Origin of the sequence: Pseudomonas sp. M47T1, assembly GCF_000263855.1 — a bacterium.
Classification (GTDB): Bacteria; Pseudomonadota; Gammaproteobacteria; order Pseudomonadales; family Pseudomonadaceae; genus Aquipseudomonas.
Window position 1 is genome coordinate 403214 of the sequence record NZ_AJWX01000002.1, and the last position, 17233, is coordinate 420446.

Genomic DNA, 17233 nt, shown 5'->3' on the forward strand with positions numbered 1-17233 from the left:
TTGGTGATTCCATCAGTCGAGGATTGTGGTCATGAACCTGCGCTGGATGACGGTACCCCTGTTGTTGCTTGCGGCCAGCGGTACGGTGTTGGCCGCTGACTGCCCCCAATTGCTGCAAGGCCAGATGACCAAGCTGCGCGGCAAAGACTCCATTGACCTGTGCCAGCGCTTCGCCGGCAAGCCGCTGGTAGTGGTCAACACGGCCAGTTACTGTGGCTTTGCACCGCAGTTCAACGGCCTCGAAGGTTTGTACGTGCGCTACAAAGGCCAAGGCCTGGAAATGATTGGCGTGCCGTCCAACGACTTCAAGCAGGAAGCCCAGGACACGGCGGAAACCGCCAAGGTGTGCTACGCCAACTATGGCGTGACCTTCACCATGACCCAGCCGGCTGCCGTGCGTGGTTCGAACGCCACCCACCTGTTCAAGGTGCTGGCCGAGCAGAGCAGTGCACCGAAGTGGAATTTCTATAAATACGTGGTGGACCGCCAGGGCAACGTCATTGCCAGTTTTTCCAGCATCACCAAGCCCGATGACCCAGACCTGATTGCGGCCGTGGAAAAGGCGATTGCCTCCAAACCGTAGCAGCAACTTTCTTGTGGGGCGGGATACGGCCCATGAAAAAACCCGCCGAAGCGGGTTTTTTTGCTGCAGGTACGTGGATCAGAAGCGGTAGGTAATCGAGGTACCGAAACCGCTGGCGCTGTTCTTGTACTTGGAGCTGTAGGCCAGGGCGGTGCCCGGGTCTTCGTTGATCTTCACGCTCTCTTCCCACAGGTAGGAGTAGGCGAAGTCCAGGGTGATGTTGTCCACCGGGGTGTAACCCACGCCGAAGCTGACGGCCTGGCGGTCGCCGGTAGGGATGCGTGGCGAACGGTTGACGTTGTTGGTGGGCGACTGGTCAACGGAGTAGCCGGCGCGCAGCACGACTTGTTTGTTCAACTGGTAGGCGGCACCGATGGCATGAGCCCAGGTGTCGTGCCAGTTTTGCTCTTCGGTGTTGGTCGCCAGCGTGGCCAGCTGGGCCGGTAGGCCGGTGGTCTCGACGGTAATGTCTTTCAGGCGGCTCCAGCGGGTCCAGGTGCTACCGGCGTAGACGGTCCAGTCATCACCCAGCTTCTGGGTAATGGAGAAGTCAACGGATTCCGGAGTGTCCAGATCCAGCGAAGCGTCGTAGCTTTTGCCACTTACCCCCAGCAGGCTGAACGTGCCGCCACTGACCTTTGTGTCGCCATCCAAGTGGTAGTCAACCTTGGAGTGGTAGGTCAGACCCAGGCTGGTAGTCGGCGTGGCCTGTACCAGGATACCGGCGTTGAAGCCGATAGCGGTGTCGTTACCGTTGATCTTGACCTTGCCGTCGTTGGTGCCAGGCGTGAAGGCGTTTGGCACCATCGAGCTCAACTCGCCGTCGATGCGGTTGATGGTTGGACCAAAACCGATCGATACCACGTCGTTGAAGGCGTAGCTGACGGTTGGCTGGAAGGTGATGACCTGCACCTTGCTCTTGTTGGCAAAGTAACGGCCGGCAAAGTCGCTGTGGTAGTCAGTGATCAGACCGAACGGCACATAGAAACCGACACCGAACGCCCAATGATCATCAATCGGCTTGACGTAGTAGCCCATGGGAACCGTGGTCATCGGCACCATGTCGCCGCCTTCTTTGCCACCGAAGTTGCTCTTGGTGTCGCTGATGTCGGTTTTCGCGTCGATGACGGCGGCACCTACGGTCACTTGCTCTTTCTTGAGACGCGACATACCGGCAGGGTTGCCGTAGATGGTGCTGGCGTCATCGGCAGAAGAAGAGCGGCCAGCAAAGCCGGTGCCCATGCCACTGATGCTGGTTTCGTTGATGGCAAAGCCACTGGCGAACAGCTGGGTGGACGCGACTGTAACGGCGATGCTGAGTGTGGTCTTGAGCATTACTTTTTTCATTATTAGAACTCCATGTGATCACCGAAGCGAAAACTACCAACATTTTCGTCGCGGCGCTATAGCCCGTATCGCTGGAGATAGAGCGGTTTTGTAGGACAATCCGACCAGATTTGCGGGTTATAAGCTGGCTTTATGCCATGATGTTCAGCTGGCTAATCTGTCAGTAACGGTGATGCAGGTTGTCCAGGCGGCGGTGAAATCCCTTAAACGCCCCTGAGGCTGGAAGGTTTGGCGCCATATTCTGGCCATGCCGATAACATCATCGGCCTGTGGCAAGGGCGCTTTTTGCTCTTCGATCAACAGCCACGCAATAGCGGTGGCGTATCGCAGGTTGACGGTCAATTCCTGGTGCGGGCCACTTAAAAAAGCATGTTGGCTGGCCAGCCCCCTCACGAGGCTCGCCAGATCGGGGTCAAGGGCCAGGTAGCTGTCCCATAACGCCTGATGGCGCAGGGCGCCAATGCGGTACAGGCCATGACCGCGGCGGCCGTGCAACTCGGTGCCCAGCGCCGACTGGCTGGCGGCCACGCCTAGCAGCAAGGCTTCGGCCGTGGCGCAGTGACGGCCCAGGTACATCAACGTCGGGCGTATCACGTACTGGCTCAATTCCCGCGCGGCGATACCCATAAGCTCCTTCGACCTCTCCTGTCTGGCCGACGAAGCCCGGTGCTTGGCAGCAGTGAATCGGCAGGCTCCATCGGAAGCGGCGCTAACCGCTTGAATTGAAGTGTAGTGTCAAATTTGTGCTGTAAAGGGCTGTTTTTAAATTATTTGCCGGTGACGAGAACCTGGGGATATGCCCTGAGGTGATAAGGCAAATTATAAGGAAGACCTATCGGAGCACTGCGGTTTCGTGGCGGGACAAACAAGGCGGACGGTGGAGATGTCACTGATTGTGCACGCTCCAAACACAGGTAGGAGAGCGCCGTGTCCGCGAAGCGCCGCGGGCATGGCCGCCCCGTCGCTCCTGCCGTTTGCTTCCAGCGTAGCGTCCCAGTGGCCTCTTTACCGTCCGCCTTGTGTGCACGGCGCAGCCTGTGCGTGGCGGCGGGGTGGGCGGCTGAAAATCGATGAAAAGGCCAAAAAAAGCCCCGCTCAGTAGCGGGGCCTCGGGTGTTGCCTGTTCGCTTTAGGCGACCAGTGCCTGGCGCGTACGATCGATAACGGCTTGCAGCGGTTCAGCGCTGGAGTATTGCTCCGGGTACAGGCGTTCGCTGTGGCGGGCAATACCGTGCTCGTTGACGATCGTGAAGCTGAAGCAGCCTTTGCGAGCGGCCATGATCAGGCAGTTCATTGGTGCAAACGCGTGGGTCAGGGTGCGAATGGCATCTTGAGTATGGATAGTGTTCATAGTTATTGGATGTTCCTGCAAAAGACACGGATAAGATCCGTGCGCACTAAAAACGTTCCAGTAACGCGGGCCACCATTGGCCGGACGAAGAACCTGACTGGAACAAAAGCAGCCAGTGTGAAGCGCATTTAAAATGTGGCGCTTGGGCTGACCGGTAGGTACTTAGGAGGACAGGCAGCACACCGGGGCAAAGGTTCGCTGCCCGTGGGTGAAGATCCTGATCAATCAGCAGGTTGGTTGGGTCAGAGTAAAGAGGCTTGGCATCGATGCCTGGCGTTGGCCACGGCTCGTGAAGTGTTTACCTGGAAACCATCGAGTTGGTCGGTCCGCTGTTTCAGCAGGGGGTTCGCTTTGCTGCGAACAACGTGCTGGAGGACTGTGTCGACCGTAAATTGACTTTCAGCTTGGTACTAACGGTTCCAAGACTAATCGATAGCCTGGGTAACTTGCAAGGATTTTTTTAATGTACTGGATGCATGGGCAGTACTCGATGCTCAGCAGACCAGTTTGCCTCGTGACGCACCCGTTGGGAAGCCCCCCAGGGCGGCGTTTTCACCGCTTTACTTGACAGCGAGTACGAAAATGGTGCGGTCGGACGCCTTCATTGAGGGCGGTTGTACACATACTGCCCCACAATTGTCATGGGGCAGCGGTGGCGCTGGCGATATGCCCCCTACGCCGGACTGAAAATTTAAGTCAATGAAAAAAAACGCTTTTTTTTACTGGTGAAAAAATCGTCAGTTTGACTGGAGGCCCTATTCCGCAAGGGTTTGCGGGGATTGCGAGGCGGTTGTCCACTGAGTTATCCACAGCTTCTGTGGATTGTCCCGAGCGCTTGCTCTAGCACGGGCGTACCCGGTTATTTCATGTTTCTTACAAAGTCTTCATGCGAACTGGCCAGTCGCATGATGAGAAGAATTTCCATCGGTGTCGGACTGATATTTTTTTCGTTCGGAGGTTCAAAATCGTGCGGCTATCGCCCGACCAGAGGCCAGGGGGGCGTCTGTTTGCCGCCAGTCGCCGCATCGCTCAAACTGTGGCCTTTGTTCGTACGCGGTGGAATTGAAATGGCATTGGACATCACCAGCCTTTTACTTGGCTTGCTGCTGGCAGGCGCGCCCAGCCTGGCGCTGGCCTGGCGGATACAGCGACGCCTGAGCGCCCTGAATGCCGATACGGCGCTGCTGCAGGAACGCCTGGCCACCGCGCAGTTGGCCCAGGATGGCTTAGGTGCGCAGTTGGATGCCTGTCGCGATGAAATCAGCGACCTGTCCCAGGCCAATACCGTCAAGCAGGCCGAACTGGCCGCCCAAGGGCGCGAACTGGACTTGTTGCAGATCGAACGCGACAACGCCCGCGACGCCTCCCACGCCTGGAATCTGGAGCGCAGTACCAAGGAAATGGAACTGCGCCGCCTGGACGCCCAGTGTGCAGGCCTGCAGGCCGAATTGCGCGAGCAGCAGGACAGCCACCAGCAGCGTCTGACCGACCTGCAAGGCTCGCGCGATGAACTGCGGGCGCAGTTTGCCGAACTGGCCGGGAAGATCTTCGATGAGCGCGAGCAGCGCTTCGCCGAGACCAGCCAGCAACGCCTGGGGCAATTGCTCGACCCGCTCAAGGAGCGCATTCAGTCGTTCGAAAAGCGTGTGGAAGAAAGCTACCAGCAGGAGGCGCGCGAACGCTTTTCCCTGGGCAAGGAACTGGAGCGTCTGCAACAGCTCAACCAGCGCCTGAGCGACGAAGCCACCAACTTGACCCAGGCGCTGAAGGGGCAGAAAACCCAGGGCAACTGGGGTGAATTGATTCTGGAACGGGTGCTGGAGCACGCAGGCCTTGAGAAGGGCCGCGAGTACCAGACCCAGGTCAGCTTGAAAGGCCCGGATGGCGAGCGCTTCCAGCCAGACGTGCTGATCATGTTACCGGGCGACAAGCAGGTGGTGGTCGATTCCAAGGTGAGCCTTACCGCCTACCAGCAATACATCAGCGCCGAAGACCCAGCGGTGTCCCAGGCCGCGCTCAAGCAGCACGTGCTGTCGCTGCGCAATCACGTGAAGGGGTTGTCCGGCAAGGACTACAACCGCCTGGAAGGCTTGCACAGCCTGGACTTTGTGTTGCTGTTCGTGCCCATCGAAGCGGCTTTTTCGGCCGCCTTGCAGGCAGAACCGAACCTGTTCCAGGAAGCCTTCGACCGGCAGATCGTCATTGTCAGCCCCACCACGTTGCTGGCCACCTTGCGGGTGATCGACAGCCTGTGGAAGCAGGAGCGCCAGAGCCAGAACGCCCGGGAGATCGCCGAGCGTGCCGGGTGGCTATATGACAAATTCGTGCTGTTCATCCAGGACCTGGATGAGGTGGGTAACCGCCTACAACAACTGGACAAGGCCTACAGCGCAGCGCGCAACAAGCTCACCGATGGCCGCGGCAACCTGGTCAGCCGCACCGAGCAGCTCAAGCTGCTGGGCGCCCGTGCCAGCAAGAGCCTGCCGGCTGACCTGCTGGAACGCGCCATGACCGACGCCGAAGGCGCCTCACTGCCGGCTGAGGTGCCGGTTCAGTAGGGCGCGCAGGGCCGCCGGCTTGACCGGCTTGGCCAGGTAATCGAGGCCAGCGGCGTGCACCTGGGCCAGCACTTCGGGGCGGCCGTCGGCGCTGATCACCATGCCCGGTATCGGCGAACTCAGGTGCGCGCGCAGCCAGGCCATCAATTGCGGGCCGGTATCGCCCTCGTCCAGGTGGAAGTCCACCAGCGCCAGGTTGGGGCGCATGCCCTGTTCCAGCAGGCGGCTGCAATCGCCACGGTCGCGCGCGGTGAACACCTCGCAGCCCCAGCGGCTGAGCAGGCTGCGCATGCCCATCAAAATGCTGTCTTCGTTATCGACACACAGCACTTTCAGGCCGCTGAGGTCCTGGCCCTTGCTGGCGATAGCGGTGACCGGGGCGGCGCTATCGGCGCCGGCCAGCGGCACGCGCACGCTGAATAAGCTGCCCCTGCCAGGCCATGAGCGCACTTGCAGGCTATGGCCGAGCACCCGGCACAGGCCGTCGGCAATCGCCAGGCCCAGGCCCAGGCCTTTTTCGGCGCGGGTCTGGTGGCTGTCCAGGCGCTTGAACTCTTCGAAGATCACCTGCAACTTGTCTTCGGGGATGCCCGGGCCACGGTCCCACACTTCCAGGCTCAGGGCCCCGGCCTTGCGACGCACACCCAGCACGATCGGCCCCTTGCCATAACGGAAGGCGTTGGTCAGGAAGTTTTGCAGAATGCGCCGTAGCAGCTTGATGTCGCTGTTCACGCGCAGTGCCGAAGAGTGCAGGTGGAAGGTCAGGCCCTGCTCTTGGGCCAGGGCCTTGAACTCGGCGCCCAGTGCCTCGTACAGGTCACCGAGGGCAAAGGCCTTGTGGTCGGGGGTGATCTTGCCGTTTTCCAGGCGCGAGATGTCCAGCAGGTCGCTGATCAGGTCTTCGGCCGAACGCAGCGAACTGTCCATGTGCTGCACCAGTTGCTGGGCCTCTGCCGACAGCCCTTCGCCCTGATGCGACAGCGCTGCGGAGAACAGCCGTGCGGCGTTCAACGGCTGCATCAGGTCATGGCCCACGGCGGCCAGGAAGCGTGTCTTGGACTGGTTGGCGGCCTCGGCGGTGCTCTTGGCCACGGTGAGTGCCTGGTTGAGCTGCGACAGCTCGTGGGTACGTTCGGCTACCCGTTGTTCCAGGCTTTCATTGGCCGCGGTCAAGGCCTGCTCGGCCTCGCGGAACGCGGTGATGTCGGTGAAGCTCATGACGAAGCCGCCGCCGGGCATGGGGTTGCCGATCAGCTCGATGACCCGGCCGCTGGGGAATAGCCGTTCGGAGGTGTGGGCGCGGCCCTGGCGCATCCAGTGCAGGCGCCGGGCCACATGCACCTCGGCTTCGCCAGGGCCGCACAGGCCGCGCTCGGCGTTGTAGCGAATGATGTCGGCGATGGGCCGGCCCACGCTGATCAGCCCGTCGGGGTAATTGAACAGTTCCAGGTAGCGACGGTTCCAGGCCACCAGGTGCAGCGACTGGTCGACCACGCTGACGCCCTGGCTGATGTTCTCGATGGCGCCTTGCAGCAGGGCGCGGTTGAACTGAAGTACTTCGCTGGCTTCGTCGGCAATCTTGACCACATCTTCCAGCTGCATGTCGCGGCCTTCAATGGCCGCGCGTACGACGGCCCGGGTCGAGGAACTGCCCAGTACCCCGGCCAATAGACGCTCGGTGTGGGCGATCCACTCGTTGTCGGCGCTCTGATTGGGGTTGAAGCCGATGCCCTGGCGGTAGGCGTAGCGAATGAAGCTCTGGCGCGCCCGTTCTTCACCGACAAAGCGCGACGCCAGGGTCAGCAGGTCTTCGATCTGCACCGACAGGGGAAGGCGGCCGCCGGGGCGCGCGCTGGTCTCCTGGCCGATAAAGCGCCCGGCCTGCCAATGTTCGGACACCCGCGTGCGCGACAGCGCCGACACCCAGGCAAACAGAGTGAAGTTGCCTGCCAGCGACAGCACCACCCCCAGCGTCAGCGGTGTAATGGGCAGGCCGAGCGGATCGCCGCGCAGCCAGGCCAGGCCTGGGAACAGGTGCAGCGACAGGCCCAGGCTGTGGGCCATGATGGGCAGCACCAGGGTATAGAACCACAGGAAGGTACCGGCAGCGAGCCCGGCGAACACGCCACGGCGGTTGGCTTTTTTCCAATACAGGGCGCCGAGCATGGCCGGCGCCAGTTGAGCCACGGCGGCAAAGGCGATTTGGCCGATGGTGGCCAGGCTGGCCGTGCTGCCCAGCAGGCGGTAGCTGACGTAGGCCAGCAGCAGAATGACCACGATGCTGATGCGGCGCACCGACAGCATCCAATGACGGAATACCTCGAATGGCCGCTCGGCGCTCTGCCGGCGCAGCAGCCAGGGCAGCAACATGTCATTGGAAACCATGGTGGACAGCGCCACGCTGGCGACGATGACCATGCCGGTGGCGGCGCTGGCGCCGCCGATGAAGGCCAGCAGGGCCAGCGCCGGGTGCGACTCGGCCAGAGGCAGGCTGATCACGAACGAATCGGGAATCACCGAGCTTGGCAGGTGCATCTGCCCGGCCAGGGCGATGGGGACCACGAACAGTGCAGCCAACACCAGGTAGGCAGGGAACACCCAGCGCGCCAGGCGCAGGTCCTGAGGCTCTATGTTTTCCACCACCGTGACATGGAACTGCCGCGGCAGGCAGATCATCGCCATCATCGCCACCCCGGTTTGCACCACCATCGACGGCCAGTTCACGGTTTCCTGCCAGTAGGTTTCCAGCCCAGGTGCCAGCCTGGCCTGGCTGAGCAGGTCGCCGAAACCGTCGTACAGGCCGTAGGTGATGAACGCCCCCACACCCAGAAAGGCAAACAGCTTGACCAGGGCTTCGAAGGCAATGGCCAGGACCATGCCGCGGTGGTGCTCGGTAACGTCCAGGCTGCGGGTGCCGAACACGATGGTGAACAGGGCCAGTACCAGGGACACCACCAATGCGGTGTCCTGCACGCGGGTGCCGGCGGCGTCGGCTCCGGCACCGATCAGCAGGTTGACGCCCAGCACGATGCCTTTGAGTTGCAGGGCGATATAGGGCAACACACCCACCAGGCAGATCAGCGCCACCACCACGGCCAAAGACTGGGATTTGCCATAGCGGGCGGCAATGAAGTCGGCGATGGAGGTGATGTTTTCCTGCTTGCTGATCAGGACCATCTTCTGTTGCACCCAGGGCGCAAACACCATCAGCAGCACCGGCCCCAGGTAGATCGGCAGGAACGCCCACAGTTGCTCGGCGGCTTGGCCCACTGCACCGAAGAAGGTCCAACTGGTGCAATACACGGCCAGCGACAGGCTGTACACCCAGGCGCGCAGGCGTGGCGACAGCGGCGTGCCACGGCGGTCACCGTAAAAGGCTATAGCGAACATGATGGCCATATAGGCCAGGGCGACGGCGGCGATCAGCCCGCTGGACAGCGACATCAAAGGCTCCGATGCAGATGGAATGACAGTCTCGCATGGCGCAGGCCGTGGCGTCAGTGTCGACCAAGGTTGTAGCCGGTGGTTACGTCAGGCTCAGGTCTACCAGCTGGTGCATCTGCGCGACACTGGGTGCGGACTCGGCGAACAGCACGCGGTACACCACCGGTGCTACCAACAGGTTGAGCAGGTGATCGGCATCCGGCGGGGTCTCGCCGCGGCGGCGGGCGCGGTCCAGAATGGTCTGCAATTGGCCGCGCAGCACCGTGGCGCACTGGAACGAGCAACCGCTGGCGATAAAGTCGCGCATCATGTTGCGGCCCGGTTCCGAGTTGATCTCGTCCAGGTACTGTTCGGCCCAGGCCACCAAATCACCGCGCAGGCTGGTGGTGTCCAAGGGTTCGCTGTCGGGCCGCAGACGTGCCAGGCTCACATCCGCCAGCAACGCGGCCAGTTCGCCCCAGCGCCGATAGATGGTCGACGGGGTAACGCCGGCGCGGCTGGCAATCAGCGGCACGGTGAGTGATTCACGCTCCTGCTCTTGCAGCAGGGCGCGGACGGCCGCGTGCACAGACTCTTGCACGCGGGCACTGCGGCCGCCCGTGCGAATACCTTCTTTGATAGCCATTCAACGACCTTAACACAAAGCGTTTGCTTTAAGCATGACGCGGGTGCAGACTCTGCTAATGCAATTAATTAGCTTTTGTGGAGAGTGTCACATGCCCAGCATCCTGTCTGCAAGAAACAGCCTGACCTACCTGTCGGTGGTGCTGCTGACTTTCCTGGCGGCCTCCAGCGCGCCGACGCCGCTGTATCACCTGTATCAGGAAGCCTGGCAATTCTCGCCGGGCATGCTGACGATGATCTTCGGCGTGTACGCCCTCAGCCTGCTGGCGGCGCTGCTGACCGTCGGTTCGCTGTCGGATTATATCGGTCGGCGCCCGGTGCTGCGCGCAGCCTTGCTGATGAACATGGTGTCGATGCTGGCGTTCATCTATGCCCGTGACGTCAATTGGCTGCTGGCGGCGCGCATCCTGCAAGGCTTTGCCACGGGCATGGCTACCAGTTCCCTGGGTGCCGCGCTGCTGGACAACGACCGGCACAAAGGCCCGCTGCTCAATAGCCTGGCGCCGTTGCTGGGCATGGCCCTGGGCGGCCTGGGCAGTGGCTTGCTGGTGCAGTACGCGCCCATGCCCTTGAGCCTGGTGTACTGGGTGTTGTTGGCGCTGTTGGTGATGCAGGCGGTGATGCTGGTGTGGCTGCCGGAAAGCGTCAGCGCCCAGCCCGGCGCGCTGGCGTCGCTGCGGCCACGGCTGAGTGTGCCCAGCCAGGCGCGCGCCGCCGTATGGCGCATGTTGCCGGTGAACACGGCGGTGTGGATGACCGGCGGCTTTTTCCTGTCGCTGGCGCCGTCGCTGGTGAGAGCCGCCACCGGTTCCACGTCCAACCTGATCGGCGGAGCGCTGGTGGCCACCTTGACCCTCAGTGGTGCCGCGGCCATTTACGCCCTGCGTGCCAGCGCTTGCGACAAGGTACTGCGCCTGGGCACGGTGCTGTTGGCCATCGGTATTGCGCTAGTGCTGCTGGCGGCGAATCACCAGGCGCTGTTGCTGTTCTTCGTGGGCGCGGTAATGGCCGGCGCCGGCTTTGGCAGCGGCTTCCTGGGTTCGGCGCGCAGCGTGTTGCCCCTGGCCCATGCCCATGAGCGCGCAGGGTTGATGTCGACGTTCTACGTGCTCAGCTACCTGGCCTTCAGCGTGCCGGCGATATTGGCCGGTTTCCTGGTGCGCACCGTCGGCCTGGTGGTGACCAGCGAAGGCTATGGTGTGTTGCAGATTGCCTTGTGCGCGGTGGCCTTGCTGGGCATGTGGCTGCGTCGAGGTGCCGCGGCCATATCGGCATAATCGATGACCCATAGCGAAACTACCCGTTTAGTAGATAAATTAAAGGCGGCTAGCATAGCCTTACCTCATACGAGGACAGGAGAACACCATGCACCGCCCGATCCCTCTGGCCACCCGGCCGTTCAGCGCTTTGCAGCACCCTCGTGAAGTGATTCGCCAATTCACCCCCAACTGGTTTGCCGCCGTGATGGGCACTGGCGTGCTGGCCCTGGCCTTGGCGCAACTGCCGCCGGGGTGGTCGGTGATGCACGGCTTGGCCAAGGGCATGTGGGTGCTGGCGGTGCTGTTGTTCGGCCTGTTCACGCTGTTGTACGCCGCGCGTTGGGTGCTGTTTTTCGACGAGGCGCGGCGTATTTTCGGGCACTCCACGGTGTCGATGTTCATCGGCACTATCCCCATGGCGCTGGCCACGCTGATCAACGGTTTCGTGGTGTTCGCCCTGGCGGATGCGGGGGCAGGGGCGTTGCCGTGGTTGCAGGGCCTGTGGTGGCTGGACGTGGCCTTGTCGCTGGCGTGCGGGGTGGGTATTCCATTCCTGATGTTCACCCGTCAACAGCACAGCATCGACCAGATGACCGCCGTGTGGTTGCTGCCGGTGGTGGCTGCCGAAGTGGCGGCGGCCAGTGGCGGCCTGCTGGCCCCGCACCTGCTGGCCCCGGCGGCGCAGTTCGGCATGCTGATCACCAGCTATGTGCTGTGGGCCTTCTCGGTGCCGGTGGCCTTTGCCATCCTCACCATCCTGATGCTGCGCATGGCGTTGCACAAACTGCCCCATGAAAGCATGGCAGCGTCGAGCTGGCTGGCACTGGGCCCCATCGGTACCGGGGCGTTGGGGATGCTGGTGCTGGGTGGCGACGCCCCGGGCATTTTTGCCGCCGCCGGGGTGCTGCCGGGCGTGGGCACCATGATCGACGGGCTGGGGTTGGTCAGTGCGGTGATTCTGTGGGGCATGGGCCTGTGGTGGATGCTGCTGGCCATGCTGATCACCGTGCGCTACCTGCGCAGTGGCATGCCATTCAACCTGGGCTGGTGGGGCTTCATTTTCCCGTTGGGGGTCTACACTCTGGCGACTTTGCGCCTGGGCAGCGTGCTGCACCTGTCGTTCTTCACTTGGTGCGGTCAGGGCCTGGTGGCGTGCCTGGCGATGCTGTGGGCGCTGGTGATGACCCGTACCGTGCGTGGCGCCTGGCGTGGCGAACTATTTGTGTCGCCATGTATCGCCGCCGCGCGCGGGCAGTGAAAACCTGGGTGGTTTAGGTAAGCTATGGCAGCGGATGTGGCTTGCAGGGTCGCCGGTTGCATCCAATGCCAAAAGCCTACGCCGATAACGGCGCCACTAAGGTGCAAGGACGATGAGTCACCCTTCGCAATTCAGTCTGTTGAGCAAGCGACGTTTCCTGCCGTTCTTCGTTACCCAGTCCCTGGGGGCCTTCAATGACAACGTGTTCAAGCAGTCGCTGATCCTGGCCATTCTGTACAAGCTGAGCATTGGCGGTGACCGCACGATCTGGGTCAACCTGTGTGCGCTGCTGTTTATCCTGCCGTTCTTCCTGTTCTCGGCACTGGCCGGGCAATTGGGCGAGAAGTTCAACAAGGACACGCTGATCCGGGTGATCAAGATGGGCGAGATCGTGATCATGGCCGTGGGTGCCACCGGGTTCATGTTCGACCACCTGTGGATGATGCTGGCCGCGCTGTTCGCCATGGGCACCCATTCGGCGCTGTTTGGCCCGGTGAAGTATTCGATCATGCCCCAGGCCCTGCGCGAAGAAGAGCTGGTGGGCGGCAACGGCCTGGTGGAAATGGGCACCTTCCTGGCGATTCTGGCAGGCACGATCAGCGCCGGGGTCATGATGTCCCAGGCCCGCTACGCACCTATAGTCAGCACGGCCATTGTACTGGTGGCGGTGTTGGGCTACCTGGCCAGTCGCGCCATTCCCCGCGCCGCCGCCGACACCCCTGGCATCCGCCTGGACTGGAACATCGTTCGCCAATCCTGGGCCACGCTGAAATTGGGCCTGGGGCAAACCCCGGCGGTATCGCGTTCGGTGGTCGGCAACTCGTGGTTCTGGTTCGTCGGCGCCATCTACCTTACGCAGATCCCGGCGTATGCCAAGGACTGGCTCAACGGCGACGAGACGGTCGTCACGCTGATCCTGACCGTGTTTTCGGTGGGTATCGCCTTGGGCTCGGTGCTGTGCGAGAAGCTGTCGGGGCGCAAGGTGGAGATCGGCCTGGTGCCGTTCGGCTCCTTTGGCCTGACCCTGTTCGGCCTGTTGCTGTGGTGGCATTCGGGCGACTTTGCCCAAGGCCCCGTGGCCAATGACTGGCTGACCCTGTTGGGTATCGGTCATGCCTGGTGGGTGTTGGTCGATATCCTGGGCCTGGGCATGTTCGGCGGTTTTTATATCGTGCCCCTGTATGCGCTGATCCAGTCTCGCACCGCCGAGAAGGAGCGGGCGCGGGTGATTGCCGCCAACAACATCCTCAACGCCTTGTTCATGGTGGTGTCGGCCATTGTTTCCATCGTGCTGCTCAGCGTGGCGAAACTGTCGATCCCGCAGCTGTTCCTGGTGGTGTCGGTGATGAACATCGCGGTCAACACCTACATCTTCAAGATTGTCCCGGAGTTCACTATGCGCTTCATGATCTGGCTGCTCAGCCATTCCATGTACCGGGTGGAGCACCGCGATCTCGACCAGATACCGGACGAGGGCGCGGCGTTGCTGGTGTGCAACCATGTGTCGTTCGTGGATGCGCTGTTGATCAGCGGCGCTGTGCGGCGGCCGATTCGTTTCGTGATGTACTACAAAATCTTCCGCCTGCCGGTGCTCAATTTCATCTTCCGCACGGCGGGTGCCATCCCCATTGCCGGGCGTGGCGAAGACCTGCTGATTTACGATCAGGCCTTCAAGCGCATCGCCGCCTGCCTGGCCGAGGGCGAACTGGTGTGCATCTTCCCGGAGGGCAAGCTGACCACCGACGGCGAGATCGATGAGTTCAAGAGCGGCGTCACGCGGGTGCTGGAACAGACCCCGGTGCCGGTGATTCCCCTGGCGCTGCAAGGCCTGTGGGGCAGTTTCTTCAGCCGTGACCCGCAGAAAGGTTTTTTCCGTCGGTTGTGGTCGCGGGTGAAGGTCATTGCCGGGGCGCCGATTGCAGCGGACCAGGCAGTGCCATCGCAGTTGCGGGTGCGAGTCGCCGAGCTGCGCGGCGACGGCCGCTGATACCTCCGGCGTTACGCGGCGCTGACTTTCAAGCCCACCAGGCCGGTGATGATCAGCGCCACGCTGGCGATGCGAATGGGCGCCACGGCCTCGCCAAACAGCACCGCCCCGGCAATCACCGTCCCCACGGCGCCCACCCCCGTCCAGATGGCATAGGCTGTGCCCAGAGGCAATTCACGCATAGCCAGGCCCAGCAGGCCAAGGCTGGCCGCCATGGCGGCAACGGTGAGCGCGGTGGGCAGGGGGCGGGAAAAGCCGTCGGTGTATTTCAGGCCAATGGCCCAGCCCACTTCGAACAGGCCGGCCAGGAAAAGAATCAGCCAGGACATGGCAACCTCCATCATCAATCACGTGATGGGGCCGTCCCCGAACGAAAAAGTGCGCACCGGCAGGTCGTCCTGCGGGTGCGCACTATAGTGCACATTTCTCAACCTGCAAACAAGCATGCCGCTACGGGCGGTCGTCCATCTTGCGGAAGAAGGTGGCCAGCAATGCCCCGGAAATGTTGTGCCACACACTGAACAGCGCGCTGGGCACCGCCGCCAGGGGCGAAAAGTGTGCACTGGCCAGGGCGGCCCCCAGCCCGGAGTTCTGCATGCCCACCTCCAGCGCCAGTGACTTGCGCTGGGCCAGCGGCAGTTTGAACACGCGACCGGTGACATAGCCCAGCACAAAGCCGAAGCTGTTGTGCAGGATCACCACGGCCATGATCAACAGGCCCGACTCGGCGATTTTCGCCTGGCTTACGGCAACCACGGCGCAGACGATCATGACGATGCTCACCACCGACACCAGCGGCAGTACGTCCACCGCATAGCGCACCCGTGCCCCGAGCAGGCGCTGGGCAACCACGCCCAACACGATCGGCAGCATCACCAGTTGCAGGATCGACCAGAACATTTCCATGAACGAAACCGGCAGCCACGCCGACGCCAGCAACCAGATCAGCGCAGGTGTCATGAGCGGGGCGAGCAGGGTGGTGACCGCGGCAATGGCCACCGAAAGTGCAAGGTCGCCCTTGGCCAGCCAAGTCATGACGTTCGAGGCCGTGCCGCTTGGGCAGCAGCCTACCAGGATCACGCCTACGGCAATTTCCGCTGGCAGGTGGAACAGCTGGCACAGCAACCAGGCCATGCCGGGCATGATCGCAAAGTGCGCCACCACGCCCAGCAGTACGCGCCAGGGGTGCCGGCTGAGTTCGGCGAAGTCGTCGAGCTTGAGGGTCAGGCCCATGCCGAACATCACCAGGCCCAGCAGAGGCACGATCAGTACTTTAAGCGCGATGAACCACTGGGGCGCCAGGAACGCCAGCACGGCGAACAGTAAGACCCAGTAAGCGAACGTGTTGCCGACAAAACGGCTGAGGGCGGCCAGGGCGCGCATGACAGGTGTTTCCTTCTTATAGGTTGTGACGCCGACCGAGTGCTTTTCGTGGGAGCGGGCTCTGCCCGCGAAAAGGTCGTTGCGGCGTATCTGATGCTACGCGGTGTTGTCTTCGCAGGTAGAACCCGCTCCCACGGGAGCGGGGTAGCAGCGGCCGATAGGCCGCGTCACGGGCGCATCAGATGCCTTGTGGCAACTCTTCGCCGCCCAGGGCTTCGAACAGTGCCGGCAGGAAATCGCCGAAGGTCAGCATCATCAGGGTGAAGCTGGCGTCCAGTTGGCCCAGGGCCTCGTCGCCGCCGTCTTCTTCGGCCTGGTCCTGCAGCAGCTCTTCGAACTTCAGGCGCTTGACCACCATCTTGTCGTCCAGCACGAACGACAGTTTGTCCTGCCAGGCCAGGGCCAGTTGAGTGACCAGCTTGCCGGTGCTCAGGTGCAGCTGGATCTCGTCGGAAGTCAGGTCCTGGCGCTTGCAGCGCACGATGCCACCGTCTTCTTCCACGTCACGCAGTTCGCACTCGTCCAGTACATAGAAGTCGGGCGCGGCTTGCTGGGTCTTGACCCACTCGGTCATCACGGCGGTAGGCGAGGTTTTCACGGTCAGCGGGCGAACCGGCAGCGAACCCATCACTTCACGCAGGGTGGACAGCAGGTCTTCGGCACGCTTGGGGCTGGCCGAGTTCACCAGGATCAGGCCCTGCTTGGGGGCGATGGCGGCAAAGGTGGCCGAACGGCGAATGAAGGCGCGGGGCAGGAAGGCCTGGATGATCTCGTCCTTGATCTGATCGCGCTCCTTCTTGTAGACCTTGCGCATCTGTTCGGCTTCGATCTCTTCAACCTTCTCTTTCACGGCGTCGCGCACCACGCTGCCCGGCAGGATGCGTTCTTCCTTGCGCGCGCTGATCAGCAGGAAATCACCGCTGACGTGAACCAGAGGGGCGTCTTCACCTTTACCAAAAGGGGCGACGAAACCATAGGTGGTCAGTTCCTGGCTGGCGCAGGGGCGAGCCGGCTTGGTGGCCAATGCGGTTTCCAGTGCTTCGGCGTCGAAAGGAATATCTTGGGTCAGGCGGTAGACAAGCAGGTTTTTGAACCACATGGGGTGAATCACTCCTCAGCACATAAGGGACGCATTATTGTCTCGTGTGAGGGTACAGGCCAACCCTGCGCTAAGTGTTTGGAAGGCTTGGAAAAATAATTTAAAAAAGCGCTTGCAAGGTGGTAGGTCCATCCGTAGAATGCGCGCCACACCGAGAGACAAGCGGGTGATTAGCTCAGCTGGGAGAGCATCTGCCTTACAAGCAGAGGGTCGGCGGTTCGATCCCGTCATCACCCACCACTTTCTCTACGTGTATCGCGCAGCGGTAGTTCAGTCGGTTAGAATACCGGCCTGTCACGCCGGGGGTCGCGGGTTCGAGTCCCGTCCGCTGCGCCATATT

At 62.0% G+C, this 17233-nt stretch carries 13 protein-coding genes and 2 tRNA genes; 7 read left to right on the forward strand and 8 right to left on the reverse strand.

Annotated features, from left to right (window positions below; translation table 11 throughout):
* Positions 1-31: 31 nt before the first annotated feature.
* Positions 32-583, forward strand: coding sequence for a glutathione peroxidase (locus PMM47T1_RS03810; protein WP_008365949.1), 552 nt, complete (start codon positions 32-34; stop codon positions 581-583).
* A 78-nt stretch (positions 584-661) separates the two neighbouring features.
* Here PMM47T1_RS03810 and PMM47T1_RS03815 read toward each other — a convergent pair whose 3' ends face one another.
* The 3 genes from PMM47T1_RS03815 to PMM47T1_RS03825 form a co-directional block, all read right to left on the reverse strand.
* Positions 662-1930: an OmpP1/FadL family transporter gene (locus PMM47T1_RS03815; protein WP_008365950.1), complete on the reverse strand. Its 1269-nt coding sequence runs from the start codon at positions 1928-1930 to the stop codon at positions 662-664.
* A 144-nt stretch (positions 1931-2074) separates the two neighbouring features.
* Complete coding sequence (locus PMM47T1_RS03820; RefSeq protein ID WP_008365952.1) at positions 2075-2557, reverse strand: hypothetical protein; 483 nt, start codon at positions 2555-2557, stop codon at positions 2075-2077.
* Positions 2558-3059: 502 nt separating this feature from the next.
* Positions 3060-3281 (reverse strand): hypothetical protein, encoded by a 222-nt coding sequence (locus tag PMM47T1_RS03825; protein ID WP_008365955.1) that lies wholly within the window; start codon positions 3279-3281, stop codon positions 3060-3062.
* A 1181-nt stretch (positions 3282-4462) separates the two neighbouring features.
* Between PMM47T1_RS03825 and rmuC the strand changes: the two genes are divergently transcribed.
* Positions 4463-5839, forward strand: coding sequence for a DNA recombination protein RmuC (rmuC, locus tag PMM47T1_RS03830; protein WP_177323361.1), 1377 nt, complete (start codon positions 4463-4465; stop codon positions 5837-5839).
* Here rmuC and PMM47T1_RS03835 read toward each other — a convergent pair.
* Positions 5810-9283 (reverse strand): hybrid sensor histidine kinase/response regulator, encoded by a 3474-nt coding sequence (locus PMM47T1_RS03835; protein WP_008365960.1) that lies wholly within the window; start codon positions 9281-9283, stop codon positions 5810-5812. The two genes, rmuC and PMM47T1_RS03835, sit on opposite strands and share 30 nt — an antisense overlap.
* Before the next feature lie 82 nt (positions 9284-9365).
* On the reverse strand, positions 9366-9908 hold the full coding sequence (locus PMM47T1_RS03840; protein WP_008365962.1) for a TetR/AcrR family transcriptional regulator: 543 nt from the start codon (positions 9906-9908) through the stop codon (positions 9366-9368).
* Positions 9909-9999: 91 nt separating this feature from the next.
* Between PMM47T1_RS03840 and PMM47T1_RS03845 the strand changes: the two genes are divergently transcribed.
* The 3 genes from PMM47T1_RS03845 to PMM47T1_RS03855 all read left to right on the forward strand — a co-directional run bounded on the left by PMM47T1_RS03845 (position 10000) and on the right by PMM47T1_RS03855 (position 14411).
* Positions 10000-11184: an MFS transporter gene (locus tag PMM47T1_RS03845; protein ID WP_008365965.1), complete on the forward strand. Its 1185-nt coding sequence runs from the start codon at positions 10000-10002 to the stop codon at positions 11182-11184.
* An 88-nt stretch (positions 11185-11272) separates the two neighbouring features.
* The gene (locus PMM47T1_RS03850) at positions 11273-12424 is read left to right on the forward strand and encodes a TDT family transporter (protein WP_008365966.1); all 1152 of its coding nucleotides are present in this window, start codon (positions 11273-11275) and stop codon (positions 12422-12424) included.
* Positions 12425-12536: 112 nt separating this feature from the next.
* Positions 12537-14411: an MFS transporter gene (locus PMM47T1_RS03855; protein ID WP_008365969.1), complete on the forward strand. Its 1875-nt coding sequence runs from the start codon at positions 12537-12539 to the stop codon at positions 14409-14411.
* A gap of 11 nt (positions 14412-14422) precedes the next feature.
* Here PMM47T1_RS03855 and sugE read toward each other — a convergent pair whose 3' ends face one another.
* From sugE to rdgC, 3 genes are all read right to left on the reverse strand, one after another.
* Positions 14423-14740 (reverse strand): quaternary ammonium compound efflux SMR transporter SugE, encoded by a 318-nt coding sequence (gene sugE / locus PMM47T1_RS03860; RefSeq protein WP_008365971.1) that lies wholly within the window; start codon positions 14738-14740, stop codon positions 14423-14425.
* A 121-nt stretch (positions 14741-14861) separates the two neighbouring features.
* The gene (locus tag PMM47T1_RS03865) at positions 14862-15794 is read right to left on the reverse strand and encodes a bile acid:sodium symporter family protein (protein ID WP_008365972.1); all 933 of its coding nucleotides are present in this window, start codon (positions 15792-15794) and stop codon (positions 14862-14864) included.
* 178 nt (positions 15795-15972) lie between these two features.
* A complete protein-coding gene (rdgC, locus tag PMM47T1_RS03870; RefSeq protein WP_008365973.1) occupies positions 15973-16893 on the reverse strand; it encodes a recombination-associated protein RdgC in 921 nt (306 codons plus the stop codon).
* Positions 16894-17057: 164 nt separating this feature from the next.
* Between rdgC and PMM47T1_RS03875 the strand changes: the two genes are divergently transcribed.
* Together PMM47T1_RS03875 and PMM47T1_RS03880 are read left to right on the forward strand one after the other, a co-directional pair.
* Positions 17058-17133, forward strand: a tRNA-Val gene (locus PMM47T1_RS03875).
* Positions 17134-17152: 19 nt separating this feature from the next.
* A tRNA-Asp gene (locus tag PMM47T1_RS03880) sits at positions 17153-17229 on the forward strand.
* The last annotated feature ends 4 nt before the right edge of the window (positions 17230-17233 follow it).

Coding starts and splice junctions, on each gene's coding strand:
- PMM47T1_RS03810 (WP_008365949.1), top strand. CDS start 32: ATGAACCTGCGCTGGATGACGGTACCCCTGTTGTTGCTTGCGGCCAGC.
- PMM47T1_RS03815 (WP_008365950.1), bottom strand. CDS start 1,930: ATGAAAAAAGTAATGCTCAAGACCACACTCAGCATCGCCGTTACAGTC.
- PMM47T1_RS03820 (WP_008365952.1), bottom strand. CDS start 2,557: ATGGGTATCGCCGCGCGGGAATTGAGCCAGTACGTGATACGCCCGACG.
- PMM47T1_RS03825 (WP_008365955.1), bottom strand. CDS start 3,281: ATGAACACTATCCATACTCAAGATGCCATTCGCACCCTGACCCACGCG.
- PMM47T1_RS03835 (WP_008365960.1), bottom strand. CDS start 9,283: ATGTCGCTGTCCAGCGGGCTGATCGCCGCCGTCGCCCTGGCCTATATG.
- PMM47T1_RS03840 (WP_008365962.1), bottom strand. CDS start 9,908: ATGGCTATCAAAGAAGGTATTCGCACGGGCGGCCGCAGTGCCCGCGTG.
- PMM47T1_RS03845 (WP_008365965.1), top strand. CDS start 10,000: ATGCCCAGCATCCTGTCTGCAAGAAACAGCCTGACCTACCTGTCGGTG.
- PMM47T1_RS03850 (WP_008365966.1), top strand. CDS start 11,273: ATGCACCGCCCGATCCCTCTGGCCACCCGGCCGTTCAGCGCTTTGCAG.
- PMM47T1_RS03855 (WP_008365969.1), top strand. CDS start 12,537: ATGAGTCACCCTTCGCAATTCAGTCTGTTGAGCAAGCGACGTTTCCTG.
- sugE (WP_008365971.1), bottom strand. CDS start 14,740: ATGTCCTGGCTGATTCTTTTCCTGGCCGGCCTGTTCGAAGTGGGCTGG.
- PMM47T1_RS03865 (WP_008365972.1), bottom strand. CDS start 15,794: ATGCGCGCCCTGGCCGCCCTCAGCCGTTTTGTCGGCAACACGTTCGCT.
- rdgC (WP_008365973.1), bottom strand. CDS start 16,893: ATGTGGTTCAAAAACCTGCTTGTCTACCGCCTGACCCAAGATATTCCT.